Below are 25,375 nucleotides of genomic sequence, written 5' to 3'. Positions count from 1 at the left end.
AAAATTGAACGGTTTAGTTAAGTAATGCTTATTATAAATATAAAGCCTTGACTAATCGTAGGAGGGGGATGGGTCGAGCCAGGGTCTCGACGCTCATCCTATTCCCTCAGGAGTCTTGCCAACAATACTGCGTTAGTTACATGTAATTTCACATTAAAGCACTTTTTAAAAAATAGACACTTTCGTGTAATTTAATAAATACCACTAAACCAAATTAACGCGATGTCTTATATAAAAAAATATAACATACCTTAATTGCTTTATTAGAATCATTATTTCTCTAGTTTAATATTCAATGATTTGAAAGATTTCTTATAGATGATTAATCAATATTTATTGATAGCGCTAAGCTAGAATCTAACGTTAATTGATATACACTTGTATAGAACCAAAGTATTCAAAACCATGAAACTAAGATGAATAAAGACTCAAAAGCGCTTTATCAAGGACTGGTAAAAGATAAAATTACATGTTATCCACGAAGTATTATTAGCGAGACTCCTTAAAAAAAAACCACAGTAGCTAAGTTTGGCAGTAGTTGACTGAGATAAAGATGCGTCTAACCTGGACTTTCTTCATCTCTAGTCAACCTTGCCGGGGCGGGACGACGAAATCTTTGAAATTACATTAGATTTCTGTCCCGCTCCCCAAGAACGCGAGCTAAATAATATGAAGTGTAGATAAACGCAACATATTAAAAAAACGTAGAGATAATTCATAATTAAATCACCTCTACGCGCTTATATTTTTACTTCTTTTTCTTTTTCATTTTTCTTTGAACTTTTAACACTTTAAACATGAATTTTGGAATACTTCGCATACGACCAATACGCTTCCAATCGATTAATAAGCGATAAACCCATTCAATATTAAATCGTCGGAATAGTTTTGGAGCACGTTTTTTAGTATCACTAAATATTTCAAATGACCCACCTACACCCATTAATACAGTTTGTTCGAACGCATGACCATTTTTCTCTATCCATTCTTCTTGTTTAGGAAAACCCATGCCCACAAATATATAATCTGGATTAAAGCGTTTAATTCGTTTAATTACTGTTTCATCATTTAGATTAATATAACCATGATGATAGTCAAACTGTGCTTGAGGATACTTTCGTTGTAAATTAGCATGAGCCAGTTCTATTACTTCATTCTTAGCGCCAAGTAAATAAACTTTTTGATGATTTGTATGAGCTATCTTCAAACAATGCTCCATTAATTCTATACCTGGCACGCGTCGCTTCAATGGCGTCTTCAGTCTATTTGCAGCTTTAATGATGCCCGTACCATCCGGCACAATATAATCTGCACTATTAATCAATGTTCTATAAGTAACATGTTCCGTTGCATAATCTACAATCTCAGGATTAGCAGTCACAATAAATAAGTTTTCTTTAGATTCTTGTGTGAAAAATGTTTTAACATTTTCAATCATATCTAACATTGTGACGTTGTCGAAATGCACGCCTAAAATATCTACCTTGTCAGTTTTAGTCTTTATTTGATCACACATTAAAGCAATCTCCTTACTCTCCGAACGTTTTCGTCTTCATATATTATATGCAAGTATAACAAAAATGCATAACTTTTCCTCTTACTTATGTCTATGAATTTCTTTATACACTTCAAAAGGTTCAAGCTTAAAAATACGGCTAAAGTCCAAACGCCAAAACATTATCTTTGGCTTATAATAGAAACTATAATCTAAAATTGAATGAGGTCAACTATGCTCTATTCAGAAAATTTCTTTACTACAGTTATCGATTTAAAGCTATATTTAATCATGATTATAGCTATTATATATATTATTATCCATCAAAATAGACACCATCAATTAAATCAATATTTAGATGTCTATCTTAATTATATTCCAGTATTAACTCATGAATTTGGCCATGTCTTATTCAATAAATTGAGTGGTGGTCGTGCTAAAGATTTAGTCATCGTTACACGTCCTAGCGAAAGATTACAAACCATGCAACAAGGCTACGCAATCACCCAATCTAAAGGCACTTTAGGACAAATCATTACTACTTTAGGTGGCTATATTATGCCTCCAGTAATGCTTTTAATCGGGTTAAGCGCTGCATACTATGGTCATCCGAGTCTCTTTCTTACTGCTTATATCATCATTTTTGTATACTATTTTATTCTAACATCTCGAAAATTGTCACCTATTATCGTATTAATCATACTCATAGCAGTTTTATATTTTTTATTACATCATGAAAATCAAGCAACACTTTATTATTTAGTGCTCTTTATTTATCATCTTATATTAGGTGTCTTATTAGGCGAAGTCTTACAATCCAGTTGGACCATATTTAAACTTACTTTTCAAAAACCGTCTCCAAGTTGGGATGGTCAAACACTAGCAGATATGACACATATTCCAACAGTGTTCTACAGTATATTATGGATTGCAATCAATTGCTATTCTCTTTATTTAATGTATCAATATGCTTTCTAAATTCAAAATTGTATAAAACAATCTCCAATAAGAATGTTAACGTCCTTATTGGAGATTATTCTATATTATATAATATAAGCACGTTTCAAAACGTTAAATTATGCTTGCTCAGCAAAGATATTCATCGCATTATCGTAACTTAAAATTGTAATGACATCTTTACGTTTAACGATAATAACCTTATTCGTTTCATCTTTAGTAACTATTTCCACTTCATTACCTATTGAAATGTCCTTACTTGAAAGATATACAAGTAACTCTGTTTTATCACGCACACGCTTAATCGCTACAGTATCTCCAGGCTCATACTCTAAAATTGAAGTCGTGTATTTCTCAACAAAATGACTATCACGCGGAATGATACCCCCGTGCGGACATGATTCAGGGTAATCTAATATTTTATCTAATCTTTCAACAAATAAATCAGAAACTCGATGCTCTAAGATTTCCGCTTCTTGATGCACTTCTTCCCAATTATATTGTAAAACTTCTATTAAAAATAACTCCAACAGACGATGACGTTTGATAATATCTAGCGTATGTTTCAGGCCTTCATCTGATAGTTTGACACCTTTATAATGCTTGGTTTCAACGTATCCAGCTTTCTCTAAACGCCCTACCATTTCACTAACTGAAGGAGGCTTAATATTCAAATACTGAGATAATATTTTATTTGAGACAAAGGATTTATCACCATCATTCGCTAATATCGCTTTAAGATAATCCTCTTTTTCTTCAGTTAACATCATTTCACCTCACACATACATTCACTTTATTGTACCACGATTTTGCCCTTCGTGTTATGCCCTCAGTATTGAAAAAGTAGTATCAAATAGTCCTAAAATCTTCATATATAGGATAATCGTTTATATTAACATTTTCAAAAATAAAGAGTGAGTTGGAACATTAGTCATGTGCCTATTACACAAATTCTAATGTTTACCTCCAACCCACTATATTAAGTGTTTGATAAGCAACTTGTTTTAATCCGTTAAGCTATCCACGATAACCATTTCATCATAATTTATCGCTTCTCTTAATTTCAATGCTGTACTTTCAGTAATTTCGTCATCGTCAACTAAGTCAGCTAAAATACGGCGTTGCTCTCTTAAAGCATTTAATTTAATTTTAGTAATTGAATCTTCCGCTCGTGTGTTGAAGAAATTAGAAGGAGATAAGTTATCAATTCTCATAAGATAACCATCACAAATCATTCCTACTTCTAATTTATTATCTTCGTTTGCCTCATTAACTAAACGACTCACTACATTATAATGGACAAGTTTGTTGATCTTAGATAATTCCATCAAGTTGTCCGTTACACTTAATGAAGAAGCAGCGTTCGTACGTATACGTATACGACGTTTTAAGAGCATTGCTCTCACCCCAACAATCATACGACGAATTAATGAAGCTTGTTTATATACTTGAGTACGTTCAGCATAGCGCATATAGTTTTCTAAAATACTTGCCGTAATCTCACCTTTATTGGCTAATTGTTCAAGTGTTTTAGTCTCTACATTAAATGCAATACGTTGAAGTCGTTCAAGTTCTTTTGAGTTTTCGTCATCCTTTTCAACGGAATTAAGGAAAGTCAATTTATCATGATATTCTTTAATCACGTTGCCGTAACGATAACTCGTTTCGAATGCAGAATGTTGATTTAAATAGTCTATAACATGTTCAAGAATATATATTCTGGCTTCTTTAAAGTTCATACTTCCGATTTTAGCTTTCGGTTTACTAGACGTCACGAACGGTAGAAGTACTTGTGCTATAACCAGACTGATGATGACCATACCTGATGAAATAAATAACAAGTCATTACGATAAGTAAACGCATGATGATTTGCTAAATAGTACGGTAATGTCAGTGCGATAGCCAATGAAATTGTACCGTGCACGCCACATAGTGTCATGATCAAAGCATACATACTACGTTTAGGTGGCTTCTCTTTCTTCTTATCTTCGCCTTCATCATTCATCAATTTTTGGAATGGACTGATAGATAAGTAGAACCATGGATATAACACATACACCCAGATAAATCTAAATAGATAAACAGCCAAGGCAACTAAAGCAGTAATGGCAACTAAGAATAATAAGTTATGTGGTTCAGTTTTTACAATATTTCCAATAACTTCTGGAACTAAAAATCCTAATATTGAAAAAACAAAACCATTTAATGCATAACCTAGAATATTCCAAGTATGGTTGTAACTCATTTGAAGTCGTGTACGTGTTTGTGCAATACGATCACGTTCGAATCCATGCACTAAACCAGCAACTACTGCAGCAATAATACCTGATGCGTGGAACATTTCTGCCACTAAGTAAGTCACGAAAGGTGTCAATAATTGGAGAAATGTAAACATATTAATGTTTTCAATACCACGTCTAGTAAGCGTCAAACGAAATCTTACAAGAGCAATACCTATAAGCAAACCGACAATTGCCCCACCAATAGAAGCAATTAAGAATTGTTGAACCGCTTCAAATAATGAAAATGTTCCAGTAATTAATACACCAACTGCAATTTTAAAAGAAATGATACCAGCCGCATCATTAAGTAATGATTCGCCTTCTAAAATAGTCATAGCACCTTTTGGTAGCACTTTTCCTTGAGTAATAGCTTGGACCGCTACAGCATCGGTAGGACATAGAATGGCAGCTACAGCAAAGGCTGCGCCAATTGGTAAGTCAGGCCAAATCCAATGAATAAATAATCCAACACCAATTACCGTTGTGATAACGAGTCCTAATGCCATTAACATTACTGGTTTAATATAACGACGTAAATGAACTCGAGAAACATTAACACCTTCTACAAATAGTAAAGGCGCGATGGTCGCTACCATAAACAGCTCGGAATCGAAGTTAAATTCCACAGGCACTGGTAATAAAAAGAGGAGCATTCCTAATGCAATTTGTATGAATGCTAGAGGTACTTTAGGAATAAAAGTATGAACAAAGGAGCTTATAATAACTACAGCCAGAAATATTAGAATCGTTTCAAATATTTCCAAACTTCCACCCCATTATTTTTTGTTATTTAATTGGAGAAATAAGACGAACAAAGTGTGAAATGATTTTCTGTCTATTTATATCCAAAATGATGTATCTTACACTCTCAATTGATTAATCACTATTTTACCATTAATACGGCAGTGACGTAACTAACTTGCACTATCTATAATAAAAATAAAATTTAATTGTTAACGCTTATTTAGCTTATAAAAAATAGAGATTGAAGACACGTTAGGTTATCTCTTTATGTTTAACCTTTAAGACAATGTTTCAATCTCTTTTGATGCTTATTTCTTAATTATTTAGTTTATTTTTGAATTAGTCGTCTTGCTTTACTTCTGTGTCTTTTTCACGTTCTGCTTGGCTTTCATAGTACAGTTTTTGACGATGTTTTTCTCGCATTTTTGCTCTAGTTTCCAACTCTTCTTTTGTATTATATTCTTTTGAGCTTAAGAGTATCGTGCTTTGTCTTGGCACATCGTCTTTTCGATACATATAAGCGCCTGTACGATAGGCAGCTCGAGCAACAAGATGCATACCTACTGGCGATGTTAAGTTAATAAAGACGATAGATAATAGCAATCTGACACTGAAGAAACTCTGTTCATTGGTAAAATAGATTAACACGCCTACTAATGTTAATAACACAGATAACGTCGAACTCTTTGTAGAGGCATGACTCCGTAAAAATACATCTTGAAATTTAACGATTCCAATTGCACTGATAACGGCAATAATACTTCCTAGGAAAATGAGGAATGCAGCGATTAGATCAACGATTTCGTTTATTAGTTCCATTGAACACGCGACCTCCCCCAATAAATCTTGAAATAGACACAGAGCTTACAAATGAAATAATAGCAATCAGCATTATGGAATCTAGGAATGATACTGTATTATAAATCACGCTAACTACACCTACGATACACATGATTACGGCACTTGAAGCATCGAATGCGACCACTCTATCTGCGGTTGTCGGCCCCTTGATTAAACGAAATAAGCCAATTAAAAACGCAATCCCGAACAATATTAGAGCACTTGTAGTAAAGAAATTTGTGAGTGTCTCAATCATTGTGACACCTCCATAATCAAGTTTTCATATTTCTTGATACTCTTTAACAAACTTTCTTTTTCAGAGACATCTATACTATGAATAAAGAATTTATTCGTTGTCTTAGAAATTCGAATAACTGTAGAACCGGGCGTAATAATAATTAATATAGTTAAAAATGTTATCGCCCAATCATTTTTTAAATTGGTTTCATACGTTAATAAACCTGGATTCATATCGTTTGTCTTAAATAAAATATAATTAATAATACTAAGACTAGATGTAAGTAATTGGTACAAATATACAGCTAAGAACTTAATAGCTACCCATATCTTTTTAGGATAAAATTCTTGGTCAAAGAAACGGTGCAAGATGTAGATAACAATTAGACCAATAATAAACCCGGTCACGAAAGTGGAGAATAAGAAAGCATCTTCATCTTGAAAAAGGACCCATAAAAATGCAATCAAGATATTTAATACAATTTGTCTCATTTATTCTCCTCCTTCAAGTGTGGGTTAACAACGCTATGATAGTATTTGTCATCTGTATTAAGTTTTGCAGCATTTTCCGTAGCTGTCATAACCACTGGCGCTGCAATACCCATCATTAATACGACGGCAATTAATATACCTAGTATTGTTTTACGTCGCTTAGGTAATGGGTTAAAGTTCACTTGCTCGCCATCATTATCTCCGAAATACATAATAAATAGAATTCTAAACAGACTGTACATAGCAAGTAAACTTGTAATAATCATTAAGGCTAAACCGATATAGTTTCCATTTTCAATCGCTCCCTGGAAGATGAGTACTTTTCCTGGAAAACCACTAAACGGAGGCACGCCACCAATAGCGAAGATCACAATCATAAATGCTACACCATAAAATGGTTCTCTCTTAGCTAAGCCACATAAATATTTAAATTCACGATAACCTGACATGTAGACCAAACTACCGATGACGAAAAATAACATTGTCTTCACTACAATATCGTTAGCTAAATAGAAGATAGCGCCGTGTATACCAGCAAAGGTGTTTGAGCCTAGTCCTAAAATAAGGAAACCGATGGATAAGATAACCTGATAAGAGGCAACTTTCTTAATATCGTGATAGGCAATGACACCAAAAGCTCCGATAATCATCGTAATACAAGCCATAAAGACTAATAATGGGTGCGTAATACCTGGATGTTGGTCAAATAATAATGTAAAGAAACGAATAAGTGCATAAGCACCTACCTTCGTCATTAAGGCAGCAAATAGCGCTGCAAGTTCAGTGTTTAAAACTGAGTACGCTTTAGGTAGCCACATAAATAATACTAGGGCTGCTTTTGAACCAAAAGCTACCATAAAGACGATTGAGATAATAATAATCGATTTATTGTCTTGAAGTTGGTCTAAACGTAAGGCTACTTGCGAGAAATTCAATGTGCCGACTGTTTTATATAATAGTCCAATTCCAAGTAGAAAGAGCCACGAACTAATAATATTTAAAACGACGTAAATAATCGCAGCACGTAATTGTTCGACGGATTGTCCTAATGTCACTAATACAAATGAAGCTAGTAACATAATCTCGAACATGACGTATAAGTTAAACAAATCAGATGTAAGGAATGAACCGATAACACCTGTAGTTAGGAACAAAATAAACGTTGGTAAATAATATCTATTCACACGTTTCTCACCACGTCCAAACCCGTAAGACATGATTAATGTCACTACAAATGAGGCAACAGTTACCATAATTAAGCTCAGTGAATCACCAAGAAATTGAATACCAAATGGTGCTGCCCAGCCACCAAAATCTAAAGTAATAGGTTTATGGTGTAACACATAGATAAGTAAGCATAACGAAATAATCGTGTTAAGTGACATTGTTCCAATATATAGAATCTTCGATATTCTGTTTTTATTCTTCGTAAAGACGAGTACAAGTGCGCATAGTAGAGGCAATAGGATTGGAAGAATTAATATATTACTATTCATTATTTTCCTCCTCTCCTCTTAATACATCGATATTAGCCTCTTTGGTAACACGATATGTTCTATAAACAAGTACGAGTAGAAATGCAGTCATCGCAAATCCAATGACAATTGCCGTTAGAACAATCGCTTGTAGTAAAGGGTCTACATAATTTGTATTTGAACCATGAATTAACGGTTCCGTCATGTGATTATCATAATGACCCATGCTCATAATAATTAAGTTTCCTGCGTGCGTATATATTGAAATGCCTATCACAATTCGAATTAAGTTTAGAGATAGTATCATGTACGTTCCTATAAATACTAAGAATCCTATCACAAGTAGTAAGATTAAATTCATGATTTACCACCACTTAATGCCAACATGACAGTTACGATAACACCCACAACCGTTAAAAGAATTCCTAATTCAAATAGCGTAACGGTTGTGACGTGTATTTCTCCTAATAACGGTAAATGCACATGTGCATCTGTTTGGTATAAGAAGGCCTTACCAAAAAATATAGGAACAATAGCCGTTAGTACTGAAATCATAGCACCGATAATCATTAACTTTTTAAAATCGATCGGGAGGCTTTCTAACACTTGGCGTACATCGAAAGCTAGGAACATTAAGATGAAAGCTGAGCTAAAGATTAACCCGCCAATAAAGCCTCCACCTGGATTATTATGCCCGGCAAAGAACACATAAAATCCAAATGTTAATAATATAAAAACGACGATTTTGGTAACGGTTCTTAATACCACATCATTTTCTTTCATCTTGGCCCCTCCGATCTTTGTAATGTAATAGTGTGAAAATGCCTAGACCAGCAATGATAAGAACGACACCTTCAAACATAGTATCTAGTGCTCTGAAATCGCCGAGAATGGCGTTGACGATATTTTTCCCACCAGTTAATTCATAAGCATTTGTGTAGTATTTCGAGATAGTTTCGAACCCATCACCTTGTTGGGCAATAAAGATGAGGGTTACGACTGCGCCTGCCATAATAAAGGACACAATAATTTTAACGGCTTCCTTTTTCAAGATAGCATTCGTACGCGCAATGTTTGGTAAGCGTGAGAAACTTACAATAAAGAGAATTGTAGTGATTGTTTCTACAACTAACTGCGTAAGTGCTAAGTCTGGCGCTCTCATTAGTAAGAAGAATAACGCCACGCTGTAACCAATAATACCGTTTAAAATAACCATCGTTAAACGTTGACGAATAAAGACGAGGGCTACTCCGACAATGCTAATGGTAATCGTCAATATGACTTCTAACGGTCCGAACTCAGAGACTTCGATTTGATGTAACTTTGGAAAGCCGACTCTCATAAGTCCATACGCTACAAATAATGAAAAGATTAAAAGCGTAATAATATTGTAGTGATTTAAACGGTTATTCATTAACCCTTGAATACTTTTTCCAGAGTAATGTTCAAATACACGGTACGTTTTACGATAACTATTCGTAATTGAAGCGTATTTAATAAATCTGTAAATGTGCGCTTTCCAATTAATTTTCAATGCTAAAATGGCACCTACAACAATCACAATCACGCTAAAGATGAGTGGTAGATTAATACCATGCCACCGTGACACGTGTGGCGCTATTGCATCTACTTTAGTACCTAAATTGGTCACATTACGTAATGCTGGTAACACGATATGTTCTGTAAAGAAATTAGGTATAAAGAAAATGATTGGTATAAAAACCATTAAAAGAATTGCAGGTAAACTGAAAGCCCATGGTTCATGAATATGCTTCTTAGGCACTTTCTTGTCGTTAAATTCGCCCCAATACGTTTCTTTTAACATGTAAACTGCATAAACGAAGGTGAAGATACTTGCAATCACACCTAATAGGACGATTATCACTGTTAATGTTAAGCCAAATTGTTGTAAATGAGTGGCGCTTACGAGTGAGTCAAAGAACATTTCTTTACTTAAAAAGCCATTTAAAAATGGGACGCCTGCCATAGATAGAGCAGCTAACGTCATGACTAAATTCATTTTAGGGAAGTATTTACGCATACCGCTTAAACGATAAATATCACGTGTACCTGCTTCATGATCAATTATCCCTACTCCCATAAATAAGGCACATTTAAATATGGCGTGGTTCATCACGTGGAATAAACCGGCAAATAAAATAAGTGTGTATGTTTCTCCAATGACTCCCGTAGGATGTTGCGCAATACCGCCACCTAGGCCTACCATTGACATAATCATACCTAACTGACTAATCGTAGAATAAGCTAAAATTGCTTTTAAGTCATATTGTCTTAGTGCAGTAATAGCCCCGAAAAGCATAGTAATCAATCCAACAAAAGTCACAATATAAATATAACTGTTACTTAGTCCCAAAATTGGAGTAAATTTGAATAATAAGAAAATTCCCGCTTTAACCATCGTAGCTGAATGTAAATAAGCACTGACCGGCGTAGGTGCTGTCATAGCTTTTGGCAACCAAATATGAAACGGAAATTGTGCTGATTTGGTAAATGCACCGATTAATAACATGATCATCATTGGAATAAATAATGCATTTTCACTAATTTGATGACCTTGTGTTAATAATTCTGAAATTGTATTTGTACCAGTCATGATATAAAGCATGATAAAACCGGTTAGTAAGGCTAAACCGCCTAGTACAGTAATAATGAAAGACTGTATCGCTCCTAATTGACTATTCGCATTACTATACCAATAGGAAATTAATAGAAATGAGGATACGCTTGTTAACTCCCAAAAGACATACATTAAAATCGTATTATTAGAAACTACAATTCCTAACATACTAAACATAAATAATAATAGATAAAAGTAAAATCGAGGTAAATTATCTCCATTAGTGGATAAATATTGAGTGGCATAGAAAAACACTGCTATCCCAATTATCGATATAATTAGCCCAAACATGAGGCCTAAGCCATCTAATCTTAAATCTAAATTCACGTCTATTGCGGGCATCCAAGGTACTTTGAATGTTACAAATTTCTGATGCATAACATTAGGAATTTGGATAAGGAAATATATGGAAGAGATTATCGGCGCTATTAACGCTATATATCCCACATACCGTCTTAAACGATGAAACGGTTTAAACAACGTTACTAAAATGACCCCCATAATAATTATGAGGCCACTTAGTAAATAAACTAAGCTCATCAAAAGCCTCCTTTTTTAAATGATAAGTTATAAATTTAAAGCAATAATGGTATGATGTTCTTCTTTTGGCGATAAACCAATAAATTTAACCGTTTCTTGCGTAGTTTGGTGTCCCAAGTATTTTTGGATGATTGCAATAGAAATACCCGATTTATAGGCATGGTATGCAAAAGTTTTACGCAATGTAGTTAAACCAATATGTGATAGCCCTAATTCTTCAGCAGCGTGATGAATAATTCGATACGCTTGTTGCCTAGATAATTCTCTATGAGTACGAATAGATTGGAATAACAATTCATCATTTGTCAGTTGATTTCGTTCAATATAGTCATGTATCTCTTTTCTTAAATCATTAGGCAATTTGATTTTTATAGAGGGCGCACACTGTTGTATCCACGAGGCTTTGATTTCTCCCTTTTCAACTACTTTAATATCTCTAACTTTCAGATTTAATAAATCCACTAGGCGAATGCCTGTATGTATCGCTAATTTAAAGAAAAGATAATCTCTATCTGATTTATCTTTTAATATGTAATACATTTTTTTAACATCATCTTTGTTTCTAATAGGTTCAACTTGATTCATTTATCCACCTCTAAAAAGTTTCTTATTTAATGATAAAGCATAAATTAGTAACATGAAATGATTTTGCTTAATTTTTTTCAATTTAAGGTGTCTCTTTTTTCTCCAGTCTTCGATATATAGTGTGAAAGGAGGTGAAACACTTATGAATGAAGTTACTCAATTATCAGTTGTTTGTACTCGCATCACCCACGACGCAAATGGTAAAGCGAAAGAAAATAAACGTCGTTTCACTAATTTAAACACTAGTGCTACTGACGCTGAAATCAAATCTTTCGTAGATGTTGTGTCACATTTACTTGGCGAAGACTTTGATAAAGTCGAAGCAATTAAAACGCAAGACTTAGCGTAATATAAGTCACAAAATATAAGGAGGTTATGATATGTCTAAAACATTAGAACTTGTGTTTAAAACGAATTTAAACAAATCAGCTAAATTACAGTTCCCACAAATTGAAGTTCCTATAACTGAAGCGAGTGTTCGTGCTGCAATGGATAATATGATTAAATTAAACATTTTAAAACCTAGTGCAGGAACTCCAGTTAAAGCTGATTCAGCTCAATTAGTAGACGTTACAACTACAGTCATTTTTGCGGAAAAATAATATAAATATTATTGAAGAGAGCGGGACGCGTCGTTTCGCTCTCTCTTATGTATATTTAAAGTTATTTAATCTTGTGGTTTTCGACAATAAAATACATAATGAGTATGATTATAATGTTATATATAGAAAGTTGAGGAAGTCGAAACGTGATATTTTTATTTATTCTCGGTATTGTGGCAGGTATGATGGTCCCTATTCAAACCTCCATTAATTCTCGTCTAGGAAGATATACTGAATCATCATTTTATGCGTCTACGATTTCATTTTTTGTAGGCACACTATTTCTACTTATTTTAAATATTATTTTTAATACTCAAATGTTCTCAAGTTCGTTTTATAACGGTCATTCAATAGATTATCATTGGTGGGTTGGTGGATTACTTGGCGTCTGTTTCTTAACGGGCAACTTACTTTTATTACCCCGTTTAGGCGCTACATTAACTGTTGTAATGACAGTTGCAGGTCAAATTTGTATGGGCGTCGTTATTGATACGTTTGGCTTACTTGGTGCAAGCCAACATCCATTTACGTTTCTTAAAGGTGTAGGTATTGTCGTATTATTTTTAGGTATTCTCTTAATGAATTACATACCTAGAAATAAATTAGAAGAAAAAACGAACCCGACATTTTATCTTTGGCTCTTAGTCGGATTTGTATTTGGGTTTGCGCCACCACTACAAACGACGATTAATAGTGGTTTATCTCAACAAATGCATTCTTCTCTCTTCGCCTCTTTAATTTCATTTACTGTAGGAACAATTGCGTTATTTATTCTTACATTAGTTTTTAACAGAAGCTTGAAAATTAAAGCAACCCAACCTAATATAGGACAAATTAAACCGCTCTACTTTATTGGTGGGATATTAGGTGTTGTATTTGTCACTTCAAACATTATTTTAATGCCATTTTTAGGTGCTGCTTTAACTACCATCATTGCTATGCTTGGTCAAATGCTTATGGGCGTAATTATTGATCACTTTGGTTTAGGTGTACGTAGGAGCCCTATTACTTTCCGTAAATTTAGTGGTTTAGTGGCCATCGCTATCGGAATTATCTTATTACGCTTGTTCTAATTTTCATCTAAAAATTAAATAATATTACTTATAATGTCTTCTTAATGAAAAATTGAGAAGACATTTTATTCTCTCCGGAAAATAACTAGATTGTAAGATTTCTTGCTGTATAATTAATGTATAAAATTGAATAGAGGTGACCTATTTGAAAAAACATTTATCCCCTTTGACTATATTAGTCCTACTCTTATTCCTTCTAATTTTAATTTTCAGTTATTATATTTATTTAAAGTTACCTAGCCAACCTAATTTATCTAAAGTCAAAACAATTATTGCCAAACCTCACTATCCCCTCTCATTTACAGGTATGCAAGAAGCCAAAGAAAGTTATACAATTTACTACAATCCCTCTCTAGGCGAAATATCAGATATATTAGTTAAAAACGATACTACTGTTAAGCCACACACACCATTATTGGAATATTATAATGATTATACTGGAAAATTAATCGTCGCTAAAAAGAAAGCATTAGCCTCCTTACGTGGACATCAACCTACAACTGAACCATACTCCCTTGCTACAATCAATTTATATGGTCAAATAGCAGAACTTCAAAGTCGACTTCGAACCCAACTTAGCTCTCCTATTCAAGGAAAAGTCACTCTACTTCATCCATTTCCATCAAAAAGTAATACTAAAATAATGCAAATTAATAGCGAAAAACGTATTATTCGTGCTACTATTACTGAATCTCAACTATCTCGCATTAAAGTTAATCAAGCAGTTATGATCACTCCGAAATCTTCTACATTATTCACAGGAAAAGTACTTTCAATATCTTCGATACCTTTCAAAATTGAAAAAAATAAATCTATGTATCATATTGATATTTCAACAAAAGCTCAATATCCTATCGGCCATCATTTTAAAATTGAATCAGGTGCTATTGAATTTCAATTGCCAACAAGTGTTATCTACGATAAACATTATATTTTTGTTACACAAAATAACAAAATTATTAAAAGAAAAATAAAATACAACAAAAGTCAAAAAAGTGGGTATATTATAGTATTCAACGGAATAAATATTGGTGATAAAATTATAGTGGGCCCAACTTCATCACTTCTACAAAATAATGAGTAATATTTTCTCTTACTAAATATTCAGATTATTTTTTATTATATGGAGCTACGCAATAATTATTCTTGAATAATTGCTTTTAAAAAATTGCTTTCATTTCCAAACAAAGTATTTATTAATCAAAACATTGTTTTATTAAGTGCTTTTTTGTTTACTTCTTAAAATTATTTAGTTATAATTAACTAAATAATATAGCATTAAATTAATTTAATAAAATTCTTTTAATCTAAATTATTAAAGTAATTTTAACTATTAAAAGACGTTATATATAGAGTTAACGGGCGCAACACAAAATAGAAAGGACACTAGTTGGGGAGGTTTCAAAATGGCTATATCAAAAATTAATGATTGTTTCGAACTATTAGCTATGATTACTTATGCAGACAAATTAAAAAGTATCATTAAGAAGGAATTTTCAATTAGCTTTGAAGAATTCGCAGTACTAACTTACATTAGTCAAAGTAAGGAAGATGAGTACTACTTAAAAGATATTATTAACCACTTAAACTACAAACAACCACAAGTAGTTAAAGCTGTTAAAAATTTATCTCAAGAAGATTACTTCGATAAAAAACGTAATGAACATGATGAAAGAACAGTATTGATTCTTGTAAATGGTACACAACGTAAGAAAATCGATGAATTATTAGCTAGAGTTAACACTCGTATTGAACAAGCTAACAAAGAAACAGAATTATAATTCTTTGTAGCGACTTCAAACTACGATTAGGTTTTAGCCTAATTAAGTAATGAGTATTTGGGGTATATCCCAAAATTATAAGAGACGTGAGGATAATGGCCATTATCTTCACGCCTCTTTTTATATTAATCATTCGTGATATTTGCGAGCGGGATTGAAGTATTAATTATTCGTACTTTGGAAAATGAGAAATATCGTCCAAAAGTTTGGTATAAATTCAATTTCTACAAAAAATAAACTATACGCAAGTTACCTTCCACCTTCGGAGGACTAGTATAGTTTATTAATTAAGCATTACATATTTAATTATTTTCATTCTTAATATGATCTACATTTTCCAGAAAACTTAAATATAAATCTAAAAACCTATCTGCTTCTTCTACATAAGGCGCATGTCCTGAATCTTCAAATAATACTTTTTCGACATTTCGGAAATGTTCTTCCATTTCGTAATGATCCTTATCTCTAATAATCGGATCGTAACGTCCATTAATAATTAAAGTTGGCACTTCGACATTATGCGTAAATTCCTTATTAGCATTCACTGTTTCTAAGAGTGCACGGCTTGCTACCGCACTGTCTTCTGGACTCTGTTTACTATATAAGCGTTGGTGTTGAAACCATTTCATCGCTTGCTCATACTCTTTATAAATATATGGGAATAGTAAAAGTAACGCTTCTGACTTATTAAATCCAGCAACTTCATCTTGTTGTTCAATCATTAACTTCGTAAAGCCATGAATAATATCTTCAACTTTTGAAGAGATAATCGTCAAAGAGCGTACTTTTTTCTCGTGTTTTTCTGTAAATTCCCTCGCGATGATGCCTCCCATATCATGACCTAAAATATGTGCTTGATTAATATTTAATTTATCCATTAAAATATATAAATCTTTCACGTGATCGTCTAAGCTGTATGAATTAGGTCGGCTAGATTTGCCATGCCCTCTAACATCATATGCTATTACTCTATATTGATCTTGTAATTGTTTATTTAATAAATAAAAAGCTGCGGAATTACCGTCTAAGCCATGAATTAATATAATGGGAATGCCTTGTCCTTCATCTTGGTAAGCGATTTTCGTTTGATTTACCGTTTGAATTTTTTTCATAGTGGCACCTCCCTTAGTTTTTACTATACCCCCTTTAATCAGCGCTTACGCTATGAACATCGATACTATTAATTCTATTTTTATTTAATAATTTATTTATAAAAAAGGAGCAGAACAGAAATTTAGGGAACAGGACTGAAATCTAGGAAGTGGGACAGAAATCTAATGCAATTTCAAAGATTTCGTCGTCCCACCCCGGCAAGGTTGACTAGAAATGAAGAAAGTGAGGCTCGAACGCCTCTTCATTTCAGACAACTACTGCCAAATTTCAAAGATTCCGTAGTCCCGCCCCGGCAAGGTTGACTAGAAATGAAGAAAGTAAGGCTCGAACGCCTCTTCATTTCAGACAACTACTGCCAAATTTCAAAGATTTCGTTGTTCCGCTCCGTCAAGTTTGACTAGAGATGAAGAAAGCCCAGGTTGGACGCACCTTCATCTCAGTCAACTACTACCTAATCACATAGATTAGGAGATAATATTTTTTAATCATCGTTCGGTTTTGCTCAAATCCTAAAAACTTTTGTCCCAATCTCTTCATTGTTAGCTATTAAACTTTAGTTCTTGAGGATAATCGAATAGTGTAGAAAATAATTAACACTACAATAAAAATCCAAATAAGAAGAGAGAAGATTTGTGCGATTTCAGGATTAGTAATTACAGCGTCAATTGTTTTTTGGCAAAATAATAAACCAATCACTGTATATTCTAATTTTTTAAAGAAAACACCTGCTAAACCTAAAATAATCCCTACAAAGAATACAAATTGGTGACTATACATCGTGATAGGAATAATTCCCCACGTAAAGTTAAACGCACGCATAATAATTAAGACGAGCGCTATAATCGCTATACTATAACCAATAAGAATTTCAGTTCGATTGCTATAGAGATATTTCTTCCGCTCTACCCGAAGATTAATAACTATACTTAGTGGAAAGATAATAATACAATAAAAGATTGAAATTGCCGTCGCTGCTTGGAAAGGCACATATTGTTTATCGTATAAATACGAAATCAATACAAAATTCACTATAAAAAATACAACCGGATTAAGTTGCAAGCCAAATAAATTACGTTGAATCGTCAAAATAATTTGAGCTGGCGATTTCCCTCTATATTCTACATAATCCTGATCTTGCGCTTCAGACTTTTTTAAATCTGTGCGTAGATTCTCTTTTACATCATCAATTAAATTGGGCGCCATTCCCTTATGGCTAAAATAATCATTAATATTTTCAAGTAACACTTTGTCGTTAGTTCTCATGAGTTACTCCTTTATAAATCGAAGGTTAAGACATCATTCTCTTTATAATACCTATCATATCTTATCCCTCTCATTGTTTCATTGTTCAATTAAGCATTTTATCATACATTGATATTAATTTCTTTTGCTATAAAAAAATAGAGTAGATTAAAATTCAAAAAATGAATTTTAACCTACTCCAAGATTTATTATTTAGTTATATCAATACGATATAATTTTAAGTTTTTATCTTGTGGTCCGTTTGAACCAAATTGGTAACTTGTATTTCCTTTTTGGATATAACCAAAGTTACCACTAACTTTGTTATATTGAACACGTGTCAACGCATTTTGACCTACACTTTTTTTAACTTGATTATAAGTTGGACCATTCGCTTCGTTGTAAGTCATAGATACTCTAGTTACATAACCTTGATTTTTTTTGCCATTCGCAGTTACGACTAACACGCCTTTATTTGTACGATATTCATAATAATTTTCGTGATTATTTGGATTTTTAGAATAGATTGGCGTACCGTATTTGTGTGAAACATTTTTGATTGATTCGCCAAGTGTAACATTTTCCAATGATTTTTGACCTTGAGTTAATTGTTGAACTGTTTGAATTGAATTACCGCTAGCTGCTTCGGCATGATTTACGCCTACTCCTGTCATTATTAGTCCTGAAACTAAAAATGCCGCTACTAATTTTTTCATAAGCACTCTCTCCTTTGTCTCTTTTCTCGTCTTGTGCTTACTCATAGTATACCCTTATTATTACTAAAATAACAGCATTATTACAAAAATGTTACATTTTTATTTTTTAATGTAACAAACTTCAGTCAATCCGCTTCGTTAAGCCAATGTTTTAGCGTTGAGGCATGTATTTTTTTATAAATGGAGTGATGTCCTCAATGAATTTTTCTTTTTCCTCTTCAAACGGATATAAGCTAGATTGAGTATAAACTTCAAATTGCGCTTCTCCGATTAAATCAGCTACTTCTTTTGCTTCGACTGTCGTAATTCTTTCTCCATATTCCCCAACAATAATATATGTTGGTTTTACCACTCGGTTAAACCCACTTGCGATATTCGTTTCTTTAAAGACATCTTCAATCGCTTGAGTTTCTTCTTTGGTTGAAATAGCATTGGTATCTTCAACATGCTTTAGGAATTTATTAATTTTACGTGGTTTATAATATCTACGTTTTTCCAAGAACTTATCTTGTTTATTATCTTCCCAGTTACGAATTTTATGAGAGTATTTTCTAAACAAGCGCTCTTCTGGCAATTCTCCTTCAATAGACGTCGGGCTTACCATTGTTAGTGAAGAAACATAATTAGGATAACGCTCGGATAAATCAGCAATAATAGCTGCACCCATTTCATGTCCAATGAATGCTGCTTCATCTATATATAAATAATCGAGTAATTGAATAATATCGTCTGCAAATTCATTAAACTTAATTTCTCTTGGCTTATCAGAATAGCCATGACCTCGTAAATCCATTAAGACCACTTGAAATGATTTCGCCAATTCTTTTGCTACATTTTGGAAAATTGAAGCATTCTCATAAGCAGTATGAACTAACACTACCGGGTAACCTTCTCCCATCGTGTCGTAGTGTAGTGATAAACCATCTTTTCTAGTAAATAAATCCATTTTATTCCTCTCCTTCTTGCTTAATATTAATCGGTAAAATAGATAGTAATTCTTCAATAGTAGAGATAATGTAGTCTACTTCTTCAGCGAGAGGTTCAATTTCAGCATCATCATGTTTAAACCAAACACTCACCATTCCCATTGCCCGAGCAGGTGCTACATCATTGAGCGCATCGTCTCCTACATACATAATTTCTTCTGGTTCAACATCTAATTGATCAATCATATCTTCGAATATTTTAGGATGAGGTTTACGATATCCAACTGTTTCAGATGTAGATAAATAATTAATAACATGCCCTATACCTAATGAGTGCAGTCTAAATTGTTTAATTTTAGATTTCCCATTTGCTATCACGCCTAATGTGTAATCACTTTTAGATAGTTTTTCCAAAGTGTAAAGCGTGTCGTAATATGGAAATACGTAGCGATAGAAATGCATCTCGAAGTCATTAAATAAATCTTTCCAACTCAATCTATCGATATGAAATTGTTTAATAATCGCTTTATATAAATCAGGTTTATCATTGTCTTCATCATCATCCAATTCGATAAATTTGCACTTAAAATCCGCTAATTGAACATGTACAAAGTAATCGTGAAAACGTTCATATTGTTCTTCAATAAATTTATCTCTCGATTTAGTTCTATCTAGTAAGGTACCTTCTAAATCAAACACAACTGCTTTTATATGGCTTAAATCCATGATTATTTCCCTCTTAATTTTATAATTATTCTTTTACTACTTCGCTTTATTTAACTTAGTGCGTCTTTTTGTTTAATCAAAATGTAAAACAACGTTGGAATACCAATTAACGCTAAAATAACACTTGCGGGTATTTGTACTGGATGAATAATCGTACTGCCTATCCAATCAGCAAATAGCATTATAGTAGCGCCGATTACTATATTTAGTGCCATTTGCACACCTAACGTATAGTGCCAATAACGTTGTCGTATAAGTTGAGGCACAATCATACCTATAAAACCAATCACTCCGATATACGCTACAGCAATCGCTGTTATAATTGATGCGAGTGTCAGTACAATAAACGTCACATGTTGTACGTTTAGCCCTAAAGACCGGCTTTTCAATTCGCCTAATTGTAAAAGCTTTATAGTTGGTATCATACAAAATAAGATAATAACAACCGGAATAGCTACACTTCCAATATACATCGCTTCACGCATTTCCGCAGCTGAAAATCCACCAAAGAAATAATTCGCAATTTGTTTCATAGCATTCGGCTTAATCAATACGAGAATATACAGTAACGCATTAAATAATGATCCAATCATTAAACCAGTAATAATTAATACTCTAATTGGATAACCTCGCGACATTACCGCTGTAATCATAAGAACAATGATTAAAGTAATTAAACTAAATCCTATTGAAAAAATAGGCGTCCAAATAAATGAAAAGCCTAAGAACACCGCAAGACCTGAGCCGAATGTAGCACCACTAGCCAATCCAAGCGTAAAGCTATCAGCTAAAGGGTTATTTAATACAGTTTGAAACATTTGCCCAGCTAACGTTAGAATTGCGCCAGTCAATAGCGCTTCTAATACTCTTGGTAATCTGACTTTATAAAGAATAGTTTGGTTAAAAGTATCATTCAATGTGCCTAAATCCCAAAATAAGCTAGCTATAATAGTGAGGCACAAACAAAATCCCCATATTATAAATGTTAAATAAATTGTCTTCGTCATTTTATCAACTCTTCAACTATCTTTCTATCATTTTCTCCATTATAACCGATACGTCAAAAAGAAAGCGGGACAGAAATCTAATGTAAGTTCAAAGATTTCATTGCCCCGCCTTAACTATATGGGTTATCGTTTATAAATCGCGTCACGTAATTCTTTTAACCCTTCATCGATACGTGAACCTGGACGCGAAATTTCATCACCGTTTACTGTTTCTACGCGTTCATTTTTAACTGCTTTAATTTGTTCAAAGCCTCCACGTTTTTTAATTATTTTATAATAATCTGACTTAGACAAGCCTTCTGTAGAAATTAAAATATCAGGATTTTTCTTGATAATACTTTCTTTATCTACTGCTTTCCAACCTTCGATATTTGAAAAGCTGTTTTTAGCATCAAGTTTATTAAGCATGTCATCAAAGAATGTACCTTGCCCTGCTGTATAAATATCAGGTTTAGAGGATACTTCCATAAAGACACTTTGTGATTGATGATGTTTCGGCACTGATTTAACTACTTTTTCAACATTTTTCTTTGTTTCATTAATTAATTCATCCGCCTGTTTCTCACGACCAGTTACTTCTCCAACTTGTTTAAAGGTATCATATGTTTGTTCAAGTGATTGCGCATCTTTAACATACACTACTTTAACGCCACTTTTCTCTATGCTATCAAGTACTTTTTTAGAAGTTCCTTTTTGAGATTCATGCGCTAAAACCAAATCGGGTTTTGCTTTAAGTAAATCTTCTTTATTTAAATTCATCGCATCAAATTGTTGTTTACCCTTTTTGACGTCTTTAGGATAATCATCAACTGTAGACACACCGACAACATTCTTCCCTAAACCTAACTCATATAAAATCTCTGTATTGCTAGGTATAAGTGAGACAGTACGTTTATACGTTTGATGGTCATTAGATGAAGATTGCTCTGATTCTGATGACTTGTTAGATTGATTACTTTGACCACAAGCCGCTAATACAAGCATCAATGCTACAAGCACTAGCCACATTTTCTTATGTAACATGTTACTACTAAAACCAGCCTTTCTTGATAGAAGTTTATGCCTTTATAATACCAAATTACTTTTATAATTAATTAAATTTTATGCTATTTAAATACGAAATTTTACACTTTAATTATAGTATTGACTTAAATCTCAAATAGTTCAAGCTTTAGCACTCATATTTATGTATGGTTTTTATACAAAATTACTTGGTATTAAAGATAGAATATTAAACTTGAAAACACTTTAGATAAAAAATTTACTCTTCTATAGTGAAATATCTTATAGGAAGAAGCAATCATGAGTCATGTTCAATAAAGCAAATGAATAGCTAGCTTACTTAATCCTTTTAAAACCACAATTTTATTATAAACGCTATAAATCTTACTTCATTTTTAAACAGATGTCGTAGATATATTGTTATGTTACAAATCATTCAAAACTAACTATTATAGATAAAACCACAGAAATCCGTTCAGAGAAAGCCCTCCGTGATATATCTGTATCACCTACCACGGTCTTCTAGGTACATTGACATGAGTGCGGATTAAATTCACCAAACGCCTTATCAATCCTTGCCTAAACCCCTTATGATGGATGAATTTAAAAGCGTTAAAAAACTGGCAGGTCATATGATTTTTATTTATGCTGCTACGCTAACGCATCACATCATGGATATCGTTGAAGATCAACATTTATTCTCGTTAAAATGATATTTTAATCGTTTTCCTTTGTAAGAACATCAAAAGGTAAAAAACGATTACAATTGATATATCTCCACCCTATATGAATTTGATTCGTGATATGTTTCCTAATGCGCGCATTATTATTTATTGCTTCCATATTGTACAATCCATTCATCGTACACTTAATATGGCACGTGTCAGTGCCATGACTGACTTAACACACATATAGCCCGGATTATAATAAGTGTAAACGTTATTAGAATCATTTAAATATAAGAAAATGAGAATGTTTAAAGAATAGAAGACTGAAAAAGGCGTTGTTAACCATATTTTAGCTTTAAACCCTATATTAGAACATACTTACCACTATATAAATCAACTTAAAACGAATGATTTCTGGAAATTAGTGTAAACTTTATCTATGATTGACTTATCACTGAATCATAGAAAATCCAAGTCAGTTGTAGGGCCTTTAAGCAAGTACACTGATTTCATCAAAAATACCATCACTTATACTCATCTAAACAACAATCCAATTGAAGCTATTAACAATAAAATTAATTTAACGAGTATCTTACGGTTATAGAAATTACAGTCATCAGTGCAATCGCATTGTTTTGTGTTCTAACCTTTAGGCCTATAAACCTAAAAAAGAGATTAAGCAATGTTTCGTTGCTTAATCTCTGTAATTGAAATCATTAGTCTGATTTGACAAAGAGCCAATGCTACCTGCCTCTTAGTTTACATTAAGGTAAGAATCTAATAATTTTAAAATATCAATTAATAATATATTAATTTTTTGCTCTCCATAGATATTGTCATCAATAACAATATCCCCTTCAATTTCACGTACCAATTCATTAGCGTCCTGATTATATGTTTTATTTTTTTGTGATAAAACATTTCTTTTTTCAATAGACAAGGGGGTAAATAAAAACTCTTTATTTGAACGTGATTCCCAATTTTTGAAAAAAGCTTCATAAGTACCAGAGGTATTAGAAACCCCCATAACACTTTCTAAAAGTGATGCAAGTAAAAAGACATATTCATTATGATTTATTATCTTGTCTCGTTTACAATGTTCAATTTGATAGCGAATAGTATCAATTTTTATAGCGTTTCTTTCTTTAAAAAATCTTCTATTACCTTATTGGAGAGAAATTCAAAGATATAAATCTGTATGGTTCATTAGAATAATCGTAGGTGTTCCAATATTCAAATGGAGACATTGAGTATTTTTTTTTGAAGTTTGTGAAATTTGGTATACCCTCAAAGTTTATCTTAGCTTCTGAAAAAACACTCGCATAATATAATAAGTCATTGGTTACTATTTCAAATCTATCTTTAAAATGATCCGCAACGCTTCCGGTACCTGTAAATAAATCGGCAAAAGTTCCGCCTTTTATTTGTTTATCTTCAATTAATTTATCTATATGATTTAATATTCTGTTCTTATTTCCTATATATCTCATAATCCACTATTTCCTTCTATTTTCAGTATTTATCACTATATTAAACTATAAAAATAAATCTGTAAAAATTTAAATAGTTTATTAGTGAAATTATATTTAGTTTAAAATTTTATAGGACTATGTAAAAGAATTACTATTACAAAATTAAATAATAGTTCATTTTACTATATTATTATCATTTTAGCCCACTAATATAAAACTAATTTGTGACATAGTAAAACAATATATATCTTTAACGTAATATTCAATTACTAAACAAATAACCCTAAAACCTCTTTGAAGACCTGCTTTTTCATTTTTTTATTAATTGCTTTAAATGAAAGTTCTTATTCCGCTAATATTTTACGTTGCATTGTTTCTTCATTTCGATTTACAAATTTCTCTTCATGTTAGTTATCTAATTTAATTTTCAGATATTACTTATCATTTAGAAAATCAATTGTATACCCTGATTAATTTTTTTAAGTAGTAGTTTTGTTTTCAGAGTAACTAAAATCTTTTTTTTAATTAACTTTTTCTTTTGATTTTTCACTTTCTAATATCAAAGTCTTTTGTTTCTTTAAAAGAGCATTAAAATATTTTGATTAGACTTTTCTAATTCCATTATTCCTTATATCTCAACTAATTATATTTATTTCATTATTTCATCTTTCAATATATTATTACCATTAGCCTTATCTTCTTTCTCAATATAAAAATCATTTCTCTTATTTTGATTTTTATTATTAGACTTAGTACTATGA

At 32.4% G+C, this 25,375-nt stretch carries 27 protein-coding genes and 1 pseudogene; 8 read left to right on the top strand and 20 right to left on the bottom strand.

Features of this window, described 5'->3' with window-relative positions; genetic code table 11:
• Window positions 1-748 precede the first annotated feature (748 nt).
• Window positions 749-1,516, bottom strand: coding sequence for an N-acetylglucosaminyldiphosphoundecaprenol N-acetyl-beta-D-mannosaminyltransferase TarA (tarA, locus tag FH144_RS11580; RefSeq protein WP_242315978.1), 768 nt, complete (start codon window positions 1,514-1,516; stop codon window positions 749-751).
• A gap of 213 nt (window positions 1,517-1,729) precedes the next feature.
• Between tarA and FH144_RS11575 the strand changes: the two genes are divergently transcribed.
• On the top strand, window positions 1,730-2,473 hold the full coding sequence (locus FH144_RS11575; protein WP_242315976.1) for a M50 family metallopeptidase: 744 nt from the start codon (window positions 1,730-1,732) through the stop codon (window positions 2,471-2,473).
• A gap of 98 nt (window positions 2,474-2,571) precedes the next feature.
• Here the strand turns inward: FH144_RS11575 and FH144_RS11570 are convergent, their stop codons facing one another.
• The 10 genes from FH144_RS11570 to FH144_RS11525 all read right to left on the bottom strand — a co-directional run bounded on the left by FH144_RS11570 (window position 2,572) and on the right by FH144_RS11525 (window position 12,286).
• Entirely contained in the window at window positions 2,572-3,219 is a 648-nt protein-coding gene (locus tag FH144_RS11570; protein WP_107507156.1) for a metal-dependent transcriptional regulator, read from the bottom strand.
• 237 nt (window positions 3,220-3,456) lie between these two features.
• Window positions 3,457-5,499: a cation:proton antiporter gene (locus FH144_RS11565; protein ID WP_242315974.1), complete on the bottom strand. Its 2,043-nt coding sequence runs from the start codon at window positions 5,497-5,499 to the stop codon at window positions 3,457-3,459.
• Window positions 5,500-5,818: 319 nt separating this feature from the next.
• Window positions 5,819-6,298, bottom strand: a complete 480-nt coding sequence (locus FH144_RS11560) for a Na+/H+ antiporter subunit G (protein WP_198610894.1) — start codon at window positions 6,296-6,298, stop codon at window positions 5,819-5,821.
• Window positions 6,273-6,575, bottom strand: coding sequence for a Na+/H+ antiporter Mnh2 subunit F (mnhF2, locus tag FH144_RS11555; protein WP_107507159.1), 303 nt, complete (start codon window positions 6,573-6,575; stop codon window positions 6,273-6,275). The genes FH144_RS11560 and mnhF2 overlap by 26 nt, the downstream gene beginning before the upstream one ends.
• Window positions 6,572-7,048 (bottom strand): Na+/H+ antiporter Mnh2 subunit E, encoded by a 477-nt coding sequence (gene mnhE2, locus FH144_RS11550; protein ID WP_242315972.1) that lies wholly within the window; start codon window positions 7,046-7,048, stop codon window positions 6,572-6,574. Before mnhE2 ends, mnhF2 begins: the two co-directional genes overlap by 4 nt.
• Complete coding sequence (gene mnhD2, locus FH144_RS11545) at window positions 7,045-8,544, bottom strand: Na+/H+ antiporter Mnh2 subunit D (protein ID WP_242315971.1); 1,500 nt, start codon at window positions 8,542-8,544, stop codon at window positions 7,045-7,047. The genes mnhE2 and mnhD2 overlap by 4 nt, the downstream gene beginning before the upstream one ends.
• Window positions 8,537-8,884: a Na+/H+ antiporter Mnh2 subunit C gene (gene mnhC2, locus FH144_RS11540; RefSeq protein WP_103166131.1), complete on the bottom strand. Its 348-nt coding sequence runs from the start codon at window positions 8,882-8,884 to the stop codon at window positions 8,537-8,539. Before mnhC2 ends, mnhD2 begins: the two co-directional genes overlap by 8 nt.
• Complete coding sequence (gene mnhB2 / locus FH144_RS11535) at window positions 8,881-9,306, bottom strand: Na+/H+ antiporter Mnh2 subunit B (protein WP_107507163.1); 426 nt, start codon at window positions 9,304-9,306, stop codon at window positions 8,881-8,883. The genes mnhC2 and mnhB2 overlap by 4 nt, the downstream gene beginning before the upstream one ends.
• Complete coding sequence (locus FH144_RS11530; protein ID WP_242315969.1) at window positions 9,293-11,701, bottom strand: DUF4040 family protein; 2,409 nt, start codon at window positions 11,699-11,701, stop codon at window positions 9,293-9,295. Before FH144_RS11530 ends, mnhB2 begins: the two co-directional genes overlap by 14 nt.
• Before the next feature lie 27 nt (window positions 11,702-11,728).
• On the bottom strand, window positions 11,729-12,286 hold the full coding sequence (locus tag FH144_RS11525; RefSeq protein ID WP_107507165.1) for a tyrosine-type recombinase/integrase: 558 nt from the start codon (window positions 12,284-12,286) through the stop codon (window positions 11,729-11,731).
• A 142-nt stretch (window positions 12,287-12,428) separates the two neighbouring features.
• On the opposite strand from FH144_RS11525, the gene sroA reads away from it, so the two are divergent.
• The 5 genes from sroA to sarA all read left to right on the top strand — a co-directional run bounded on the left by sroA (window position 12,429) and on the right by sarA (window position 15,742).
• A complete protein-coding gene (gene sroA / locus FH144_RS11520; RefSeq protein WP_198610889.1) occupies window positions 12,429-12,635 on the top strand; it encodes a sigS mRNA-stabilizing protein SroA in 207 nt (68 codons plus the stop codon).
• Window positions 12,636-12,666: 31 nt separating this feature from the next.
• On the top strand, window positions 12,667-12,888 hold the full coding sequence (locus tag FH144_RS11515; RefSeq protein ID WP_242315967.1) for a DUF2922 domain-containing protein: 222 nt from the start codon (window positions 12,667-12,669) through the stop codon (window positions 12,886-12,888).
• Window positions 12,889-13,034: 146 nt separating this feature from the next.
• Window positions 13,035-13,961, top strand: coding sequence for a DMT family transporter (locus FH144_RS11510; protein WP_242315965.1), 927 nt, complete (start codon window positions 13,035-13,037; stop codon window positions 13,959-13,961).
• 166 nt (window positions 13,962-14,127) lie between these two features.
• Window positions 14,128-15,045, top strand: a complete 918-nt coding sequence (locus FH144_RS11505) for an efflux RND transporter periplasmic adaptor subunit (protein WP_242315964.1) — start codon at window positions 14,128-14,130, stop codon at window positions 15,043-15,045.
• Between the two features lie 322 nt (window positions 15,046-15,367).
• A complete protein-coding gene (gene sarA, locus FH144_RS11500) occupies window positions 15,368-15,742 on the top strand; it encodes a global transcriptional regulator SarA (protein ID WP_103166123.1) in 375 nt (124 codons plus the stop codon).
• Window positions 15,743-16,044: 302 nt separating this feature from the next.
• On the opposite strand, the gene FH144_RS11495 is transcribed toward sarA, so the two are convergent.
• From FH144_RS11495 to FH144_RS11465, 7 genes are all read right to left on the bottom strand, one after another.
• The gene (locus tag FH144_RS11495) at window positions 16,045-16,854 is read right to left on the bottom strand and encodes an alpha/beta fold hydrolase (protein ID WP_242315962.1); all 810 of its coding nucleotides are present in this window, start codon (window positions 16,852-16,854) and stop codon (window positions 16,045-16,047) included.
• Between the two features lie 547 nt (window positions 16,855-17,401).
• A complete protein-coding gene (locus tag FH144_RS11490) occupies window positions 17,402-18,118 on the bottom strand; it encodes a hypothetical protein (protein WP_242315960.1) in 717 nt (238 codons plus the stop codon).
• Window positions 18,119-18,306: 188 nt separating this feature from the next.
• Entirely contained in the window at window positions 18,307-18,813 is a 507-nt protein-coding gene (locus tag FH144_RS11485; protein WP_242315958.1) for an SA0570 family protein, read from the bottom strand.
• A gap of 151 nt (window positions 18,814-18,964) precedes the next feature.
• Window positions 18,965-19,759, bottom strand: a complete 795-nt coding sequence (locus FH144_RS11480) for an alpha/beta fold hydrolase (RefSeq protein ID WP_107507174.1) — start codon at window positions 19,757-19,759, stop codon at window positions 18,965-18,967.
• Between the two features lies 1 nt (window position 19,760).
• Window positions 19,761-20,465, bottom strand: coding sequence for an HAD family hydrolase (locus FH144_RS11475; RefSeq protein WP_242315956.1), 705 nt, complete (start codon window positions 20,463-20,465; stop codon window positions 19,761-19,763).
• Window positions 20,466-20,515: 50 nt separating this feature from the next.
• On the bottom strand, window positions 20,516-21,472 hold the full coding sequence (locus tag FH144_RS11470; protein ID WP_242315954.1) for a FecCD family ABC transporter permease: 957 nt from the start codon (window positions 21,470-21,472) through the stop codon (window positions 20,516-20,518).
• Window positions 21,473-21,595: 123 nt separating this feature from the next.
• Window positions 21,596-22,495 (bottom strand): ABC transporter substrate-binding protein, encoded by a 900-nt coding sequence (locus tag FH144_RS11465; protein ID WP_242315952.1) that lies wholly within the window; start codon window positions 22,493-22,495, stop codon window positions 21,596-21,598.
• A 554-nt stretch (window positions 22,496-23,049) separates the two neighbouring features.
• On the opposite strand from FH144_RS11465, the gene FH144_RS11460 reads away from it, so the two are divergent.
• Both FH144_RS11460 and FH144_RS12135 read left to right on the top strand, forming a co-directional pair.
• Entirely contained in the window at window positions 23,050-23,187 is a 138-nt protein-coding gene (locus FH144_RS11460; protein WP_242315950.1) for a hypothetical protein, read from the top strand.
• Window positions 23,188-23,233: 46 nt separating this feature from the next.
• Window positions 23,234-23,389 (top strand): transposase, encoded by a 156-nt coding sequence (locus tag FH144_RS12135; RefSeq protein ID WP_481914069.1) that lies wholly within the window; start codon window positions 23,234-23,236, stop codon window positions 23,387-23,389.
• Between the two features lie 507 nt (window positions 23,390-23,896).
• On the opposite strand, the pseudogene FH144_RS12060 reads toward FH144_RS12135, so the two are convergent.
• Window positions 23,897-24,277, bottom strand: a pseudogene (locus tag FH144_RS12060) (DNA adenine methylase); the annotation flags it as partial.
• Between the two features lie 25 nt (window positions 24,278-24,302).
• Entirely contained in the window at window positions 24,303-24,632 is a 330-nt protein-coding gene (locus FH144_RS12055; RefSeq protein ID WP_277953186.1) for a DNA adenine methylase, read from the bottom strand.
• Window positions 24,633-25,375 lie beyond the last annotated feature (743 nt).

This window comes from Staphylococcus sp. acrmy, assembly GCF_022690565.1.
Classification (GTDB): Bacteria; Bacillota; Bacilli; order Staphylococcales; family Staphylococcaceae; genus Staphylococcus; species Staphylococcus caledonicus.
This window is presented reverse-complemented; position numbering and strand designations above follow the sequence as displayed.

Coding starts and splice junctions, on each gene's coding strand:
- mnhE2 (WP_242315972.1), bottom strand. CDS start 7,048: ATGAGACAAATTGTATTAAATATCTTGATTGCATTTTTATGGGTCCTT.
- FH144_RS11515 (WP_242315967.1), top strand. CDS start 12,667: ATGTCTAAAACATTAGAACTTGTGTTTAAAACGAATTTAAACAAATCA.
- FH144_RS11480 (WP_107507174.1), bottom strand. CDS start 19,759: ATGGATTTATTTACTAGAAAAGATGGTTTATCACTACACTACGACACG.
- mnhF2 (WP_107507159.1), bottom strand. CDS start 6,575: ATGATTGAGACACTCACAAATTTCTTTACTACAAGTGCTCTAATATTG.
- FH144_RS11525 (WP_107507165.1), bottom strand. CDS start 12,286: ATGAATCAAGTTGAACCTATTAGAAACAAAGATGATGTTAAAAAAATG.
- mnhD2 (WP_242315971.1), bottom strand. CDS start 8,544: ATGAATAGTAATATATTAATTCTTCCAATCCTATTGCCTCTACTATGC.
- FH144_RS11465 (WP_242315952.1), bottom strand. CDS start 22,495: ATGTTACATAAGAAAATGTGGCTAGTGCTTGTAGCATTGATGCTTGTA.
- FH144_RS11470 (WP_242315954.1), bottom strand. CDS start 21,472: ATGACGAAGACAATTTATTTAACATTTATAATATGGGGATTTTGTTTG.
- sarA (WP_103166123.1), top strand. CDS start 15,368: ATGGCTATATCAAAAATTAATGATTGTTTCGAACTATTAGCTATGATT.
- tarA (WP_242315978.1), bottom strand. CDS start 1,516: ATGTGTGATCAAATAAAGACTAAAACTGACAAGGTAGATATTTTAGGC.
- FH144_RS11575 (WP_242315976.1), top strand. CDS start 1,730: ATGCTCTATTCAGAAAATTTCTTTACTACAGTTATCGATTTAAAGCTA.
- FH144_RS11530 (WP_242315969.1), bottom strand. CDS start 11,701: ATGAGCTTAGTTTATTTACTAAGTGGCCTCATAATTATTATGGGGGTC.
- mnhB2 (WP_107507163.1), bottom strand. CDS start 9,306: ATGAAAGAAAATGATGTGGTATTAAGAACCGTTACCAAAATCGTCGTT.
- FH144_RS11485 (WP_242315958.1), bottom strand. CDS start 18,813: ATGAAAAAATTAGTAGCGGCATTTTTAGTTTCAGGACTAATAATGACA.
- mnhC2 (WP_103166131.1), bottom strand. CDS start 8,884: ATGAATTTAATCTTACTACTTGTGATAGGATTCTTAGTATTTATAGGA.
- FH144_RS11570 (WP_107507156.1), bottom strand. CDS start 3,219: ATGTTAACTGAAGAAAAAGAGGATTATCTTAAAGCGATATTAGCGAAT.
- FH144_RS12055 (WP_277953186.1), bottom strand. CDS start 24,632: ATGAGATATATAGGAAATAAGAACAGAATATTAAATCATATAGATAAA.
- FH144_RS11560 (WP_198610894.1), bottom strand. CDS start 6,298: ATGGAACTAATAAACGAAATCGTTGATCTAATCGCTGCATTCCTCATT.
- FH144_RS11475 (WP_242315956.1), bottom strand. CDS start 20,465: ATGGATTTAAGCCATATAAAAGCAGTTGTGTTTGATTTAGAAGGTACC.
- FH144_RS11490 (WP_242315960.1), bottom strand. CDS start 18,118: ATGAGAACTAACGACAAAGTGTTACTTGAAAATATTAATGATTATTTT.
- sroA (WP_198610889.1), top strand. CDS start 12,429: ATGAATGAAGTTACTCAATTATCAGTTGTTTGTACTCGCATCACCCAC.
- FH144_RS11495 (WP_242315962.1), bottom strand. CDS start 16,854: ATGAAAAAAATTCAAACGGTAAATCAAACGAAAATCGCTTACCAAGAT.